Source organism: Sulfuricurvum sp., from assembly GCF_028713855.1.
Lineage (GTDB): Bacteria > Campylobacterota > Campylobacteria > Campylobacterales > Sulfurimonadaceae > Sulfuricurvum.
This window is the reverse complement of sequence record NZ_JAQTNN010000025.1, coordinates 1-6,019: the sequence shown is the minus strand read 5'-3', so window position 1 is coordinate 6,019 and position 6,019 is coordinate 1. Positions and strand designations below refer to the sequence as shown.

Below are 6,019 nucleotides of genomic sequence, written 5' to 3'. Positions count from 1 at the left end.
GCAATGTACTTATTTTTCATAAGATGTCCTTATTTTATGCTTTTGAAGCTGCTCCGGTCTGAAGTATTTTGTTTTGCATTCAGACAGAGACGATTTTAGTGCACGAATTTTACTGTGATTTCCCTTTAAGTATTCTGATGGAACACTCATATTCTCATAAACTGGGGGTTTCCCGAACGAAGGCGCTTCCAAGAGTGGCGATTCGAAACTCTCATACTCCAACGATTCGCTGTTTCCTAAAACACCCTCGATATTTCGAACGATCGCATCGGTCATTACCAGTGAGGGGAGTTCCCCTCCGGTAAGGACATAATCACCGATACTGAATACTTCATCCCCAAAACGTTCAACTACCCTCTCATCGATCCCTTCATACCGTCCGCTCACAAAAACCACATGGGGTTTTAAAGCAAGACGTTTGGCATCGTTTTGAGTGAATTGTTTCCCAACAGGTGCGACAAAAATAATATGTGCCTCATCGTCCAGTGTTTGAAGGGTATCAAACAGCGGCTGCGGCGTCATCACCATTCCGGCTCCTCCGCCTGCGGCGGTATCATCCACTTTATGGTGTTTTGAAGCACTATAATCTCTGGGATTAAGATAACTAATGGAAAATTTACCTGACTCAATGCCTCGTTTCAGGATAGAATCCTGAAAATAACCCTCGATCAGATTGGAAAAGATAGTCACATACGTAAAACGCATTATGACGCCTCTAGCAGATCCAATCCACCCTCTACGGTAATCACCTTAGAAACTGCATCGCTTTTAATAACAAACCGATCAATGTAGGGGATTAGAAATGTGTTAGGAAGACCTTTCGAAACAAACGACGGATCGGTTGTCACCAAAAGATAATCCAACGGCCCGATTCGCTCAATCTCCTGCACTTTACCCAGTACCGTTTCCCCTTCTACAACACGGGAACCGAGAAGATCAAACCAAAAAAACTCACCCTCACTCAGATTGCATCGCTCACGCGTCGCTTCAAAAGTGGTGAAAAGTTTGGCATTGGTAAGTGCTTTGGCCGCTTCTGGGGAATCGATCCCTTTTAGATGAACCAGTTCACGATCAGGATTATAAGAAGAGAGAACAACTTCTTTACCATTTTCAAGAATGAAGGTAGCATTAGCACTAAATTGTTCAGGAAAATCGGTGGAGAGATTGAGTTTCATGTCCCCTTTTAAGCCGATAGTTCGACCCAAAGTGGCAACATGAAGAAGATTTTCAGGGGGTGAGTTACGAAAGCGGTTCGACATTGATTCGGTAACTCTGTCCGTCTTTGGCTTTACATCCGGAAATGACGGTTTTGATCGCACCGATCATTTTACCCTCTTTTCCGATAAGCTTGCCCACATCCGCCTGATTAGCGTACAAAACGATTTCGGTCACTTCGTCGCCCGCGTGAGACTCTACCCGAATCTCTTCGGGATAAGACGCTATTAACTTAGCAAAACCTGCGACGAAGTCCGCAACCATCATTATTTACCGGTAATTTTTTTAACGCGGTCTGACATTTGAGCACCAACGCTCAACCAGTAGTTTAGACGCTCTTCATCTACTTTGGTAGTGATAGGGTCTGTCATCGGATTGTAGTACCCGATCAATTCGATCCAACCGCCGTCGCGACGTTTGCGACTATCGGTTACCGCGATACGGTAGAAAGGTTGTTTTTTACGACCCATGCGGGTTAAACGGATGACTGTTGCCATTGTGTGTCCTTTAAATGTTGTTTTGCACCAAGAAGCTTAGAAGAGTGTTTTACCCACAAAAGTAAAAGAAAAACGTCTAAGCTGCTTCAAATGCTAAGGACTAAACTCTAGATGAGTGCAGTACTTAACATTTGCCATTAGGCAAAGTTAGCGCGGTATTCGCGCACCTTGCATTTGACCCATCATGCTTTGAAGGTCTTTCATCCCCGATTTACCGGAGAACCGTTTCGCCATTTTCGAAGCATTTTTGAACTGCTTGAGAATTTGGTTGACCTGAATAATATCAAGACCGCATCCCTTTGCTAAACGAGCTTTTCGGCTGTTATTAAGCAATTCAGGATCTTCACGCTCTTTCATCGTCATCGATGAAACCAACGCTTTGATCTGCTTGAGCTGCCCTGAGTTTTCCAAATCAAAATCTTTAAGCGCGGAAGCCATTCCGCCCATACCCGGGATCATTCCCATAATGGATTTCATGCTCCCCATTTTTTTGAGGCTTTCCATTTGCTCAAGGAAGTCGTTAAAATTAAACTCCCCTTTTTTGATCTTTTTGGTAAGGGCTTTCGCTTTTTTCTCATCGATAACCGATGCGGTTCGCTCAGCCAACCCTTCGATATCACCCAATCCCATAAGACGGTTAACAATACGATCAGGAAGGAAGATTTCGAGGTCTTCCATTTTTTCACCCGCTCCGATAAAACGGAGAGGAACTTGTACCTGTGAAGCGATACCGAGGGCTACACCCCCTTTGGAGTCACCGTCGTATTTGGTTAGGATGACCCCATCGATTCCGATCTTCTCATTAAACGTCGTCGCAGTGCGAACCGCATCTTGTCCACTCAATGAATCAGCTACATAAAAAATCTCATACGGGTTGGCAACAGCTTTAACTTCGGCAAGTTCTCCCATCAATTCATCATCGATTGCAAGACGACCGGCCGTATCGATCAATACGACATCAACCAATACTTTTTTAGCATGTTCTAATGCTGATTTTACCACATCAACCGGATTTTTACTCGCATCATCGGCGTAAAGTTCAACGTCGATTCCCGCGCACACTTGGCGAAGCTGCTCAACCGCCGCAAGACGTTGTAAGTCTGCCGCAACAACCAAAACCCGTTTTTTCTGACGTGTTTTAAGCCAGTTTGCCAATTTTCCGGTGGTTGTCGTTTTACCCGAACCTTGTAACCCCGTCATCAAAATGACGGTTGGAGCTACCGGAGCGAAAACAAATCCTGATTTTCCTTTTACATCCAAAAGAGCGTATAAGGACTTGCGAAGCGCATCAAGGAACTGATCTTTCCCAATGCCGTTTTGTTTGGTTTGGAGTTCAACCGAATCAATAAGGTCTTTTACTACTTTGTGATTTACATCGGCTTTTAGCAACGCTTTTTTAAGCTCGCTAAGTGCCTTCGTTAACGCCTTTTCATCGTCGTGAAAACGAATTTTGCGTATAGCAGATGTAAATGATTCGGTGAGTGTATCAAACACAAGAACTCCTAAAATTGTCTATGCACCTAGGCATAAAAAGTTTCGCATTATACTGAATTTTTACTTTAACTTCACTTTGTATCTTTTATCAACTTCCAAAATGGCCGAATACTTTCGGCTCAGGAGCTTCAAACGTTCGCCCTAGCAACGTCACTTTTTTAGCGTGAAGCATTACGCGCTTAGACTGTCGTCCGCCGTAACTCTCATCCCCGATAATCGGATGCTGGGCGTATTTCATGTGAGCACGGATTTGGTGCGTTCGTCCATGATGGATAATCAGCTGTACTTTGGTCTTTTTCCCTGAAATTTCCAGAGGAGTTACTTCAGTTATAGCAGGCTTTCCGTTCTTAGCAACCTTGGTATAGGCTTTGTTCCCTTTTTTCTCAGTAATGAGAGGCTGATCGATAACAAAAGGCTCGCTTACCATCCCCTCTACCCATGCAACATACTCTTTATAGACATTGTCTTTTTTAAACTCTTGAATCGCTTTGAGACGAAACTCTTCATTTTTAACAAGCATCAAAACACCGCTCGTTTCACGATCCAGACGATGCAAAAGCTGTGAGCCTTTGAACTGACGCTCGATTTCATCGGAGTTGACAAACGCCGGCTTATCAATAACAATCAAATCATCGTTTTCAAAAATAGGACGTGCTTTTTCCACTTTTTGAACGATAAATACCGTTTTAGCGCTGATCTCACCCCGTGCGATCATCACTTTGTTATTTCCGACATAAACCAAACCGCGATCGATCAGTGACTTGGCCTCAGAGTTGGATATTCCTTCTTGCTCCGCTAAGAGCTTATACGCTTTTGGTTTTTCCATTTTATTTCTCCGTTAAATAATCTGATACTCTTTGCAGATCAACGCTTCCATTGACCTGTGATGGGGGTAATTCCTCGGCGTGTATCAGCGCTTCGGCAATTCCATCCAATCCCACGAATTGGACATGAGAGACGTATTTAAACAGCTCTCGCTGTAAAAACATCTGTTCCCCCGTAATAATCTTACACCCGAAATGGGCGGGTTCGAGCGGATTGTGTCCGCCGATGGGTGCGAATGCTCCCCCTAATATTGCCACATCGCTGATGGCGTAGAGATTATTAAGCTCTCCCATCGCATCGATTAGAGTGATATCCGCACCTATCGTTTGAGAGTCACTCCAGCGCTCAACACTCATCGCAGGTGCTACACGTTCAATCAATTCCCCCACTTTGCCGAATCGTTCCGGATGACGCGGAACGACTAGGAGTTTGGCAGAAGGGTTTGTCTCACGATACGCCATAAACGCACGTAGTATCCCCTCCTCTTCGCCTTCATGAGTACTTGCCGCTACAATGAGCAATCCCTCAGGTTTAGTGTACGTTTTACTCGAAATGATCTTTTGAGCCAACTTGATATTCCCGACCACTTCAACATTCGTTGCCCCCAACGCAATGAAGCGTACCATATCTTCGTTACTCTGACAGAATATCCGATCACATTGGCGAAGAAGAATCCGATAAAACCATCGCATACGATAGTATTTCGGAAAACTCCGGTCACTGATACGGGCATTGAGAGCAATGACTCTCGCCCCTCTTGTACGGGCAAGCCGAAAAAGCAGATACCAAAACTCCGCTTCCAATACCACCACTGTTTTCGGGCGTTCAATCCAAAACCACAGCCAAATCTCATACGGCAGGTACCGTACTTGTGCTGCATAAGCCGATGCCGCCGCATATCCCGTATGGGTAATGACGCTAATGGCAATACGTTTATCCCTCAATTTCTCCACAATAGGAGCAATCGCTTTGGCCTCGCCTAAAGAACAGACATGAAACCAAATATCATGAGACTGAAAGGGAGGATTTTTAATCCCGAAAAATCGTGCGGGGATCGATTCTCGATATTTTTTCTTGAAAGAAAAAAGGATGAGCAAGGGGAACGCAACGGCGTAGAGTAACGCCGCTGTGAAGGTATAAAAAAGGTCGAATACTACGTTACGCACCGATAGCGTCAGAAGACGGTTCGAGGAATAAAATACGTCCGCAATGAGGACACATTGTGATCTCTTCACCTTTGATAACGTCCGAATAAACTTTATCGCTGATCGCCATATAACAACCCATACACGCTTGGTTACGTACCGGAACGGCTGTTGTATTTTTCGCCCAGCGGCGGATTTTTTGGTAGAAAGACAACCCTTTTTGGTTCATCGCACCGACCAAAGCTTCTTTACGACCGAAAACTTCTTTGCGCGCTTCGTCAATGTGTGCCAATTTAACATCAACATCTGCTTTTACCGTCGTAAGCGTTGTTTCGATTTCGGTTGCTTTGGTTTGAAGCTCATCGATTTTGCTTTGTTTGTGATCGATCAGTTTTTCCAAACGGTCAATCTCTTCGTTTGCAAAGCTCACTTGCTCTTTTGCGATCTCTTCTTCAAGTTGAAGTGATTTCATTTCACGCTCGGTTTTCACCTCACCGCTTTTACGGCTGTTCTCTTCAAGTTTTGCAGAGAGTTCGGCAAGATGAAGCTCATTTTTATGCTTTTTGATCTGTTCATCTTTGATCTCTTGCTTGAGTGTATCAATCTCACTGATGATACTGTTTTTAGTTGCTGTTAACGCATCGAATTGAAGATTGGCTTCTTCGATTTGCGGTTCAAACGCATCGATCTCTTTGTCAACATGAGAGAGCTCGATTAATTGTTCAAGGTGTTTGTTCATACGGTTCCTTTTGGAGTTACACGATTACCTAATTTTAGCTCAAAGATAGGTGAAGGGGTTCTTAGATGGCGAAATTATAACACTCAATCCTAATTTTTCCAAAT

The 6,019-nt window shown here is 44.1% G+C and carries 8 protein-coding genes; all 8 read right to left on the bottom strand.

Annotated elements, in window-relative coordinates:
* Window positions 1–9: 9 nt before the first annotated feature.
* Entirely contained in the window at window positions 10–705 is a 696-nt protein-coding gene (gene trmD / locus PHI47_RS14505) for a tRNA (guanosine(37)-N1)-methyltransferase TrmD (protein WP_299938998.1), read from the bottom strand.
* Window positions 705–1,259: a ribosome maturation factor RimM gene (rimM, locus tag PHI47_RS14500; protein WP_299938996.1), complete on the bottom strand. Its 555-nt coding sequence runs from the start codon at window positions 1,257–1,259 to the stop codon at window positions 705–707. The genes trmD and rimM overlap by 1 nt, the downstream gene beginning before the upstream one ends.
* The gene (locus PHI47_RS14495) at window positions 1,240–1,479 is read right to left on the bottom strand and encodes a KH domain-containing protein (protein ID WP_299939000.1); all 240 of its coding nucleotides are present in this window, start codon (window positions 1,477–1,479) and stop codon (window positions 1,240–1,242) included. Before PHI47_RS14495 ends, rimM begins: the two co-directional genes overlap by 20 nt.
* 2 nt (window positions 1,480–1,481) lie before the next feature.
* Window positions 1,482–1,712, bottom strand: a complete 231-nt coding sequence (gene rpsP, locus PHI47_RS14490) for a 30S ribosomal protein S16 (RefSeq protein ID WP_013459360.1) — start codon at window positions 1,710–1,712, stop codon at window positions 1,482–1,484.
* 147 nt (window positions 1,713–1,859) lie between these two features.
* A complete protein-coding gene (gene ffh, locus PHI47_RS14485; RefSeq protein ID WP_299938993.1) occupies window positions 1,860–3,206 on the bottom strand; it encodes a signal recognition particle protein in 1,347 nt (448 codons plus the stop codon).
* Window positions 3,207–3,294: 88 nt separating this feature from the next.
* Window positions 3,295–4,032, bottom strand: a complete 738-nt coding sequence (locus PHI47_RS14480) for an RNA pseudouridine synthase (protein ID WP_299938990.1) — start codon at window positions 4,030–4,032, stop codon at window positions 3,295–3,297.
* Between the two features lies 1 nt (window position 4,033).
* On the bottom strand, window positions 4,034–5,266 hold the full coding sequence (gene waaA, locus PHI47_RS14475; RefSeq protein WP_299938988.1) for a lipid IV(A) 3-deoxy-D-manno-octulosonic acid transferase: 1,233 nt from the start codon (window positions 5,264–5,266) through the stop codon (window positions 4,034–4,036).
* On the bottom strand, window positions 5,190–5,915 hold the full coding sequence (locus PHI47_RS14470; RefSeq protein ID WP_299938985.1) for a zinc ribbon domain-containing protein: 726 nt from the start codon (window positions 5,913–5,915) through the stop codon (window positions 5,190–5,192). The genes waaA and PHI47_RS14470 overlap by 77 nt, the downstream gene beginning before the upstream one ends.
* Between the last annotated feature and the right edge of the window lie 104 nt (window positions 5,916–6,019).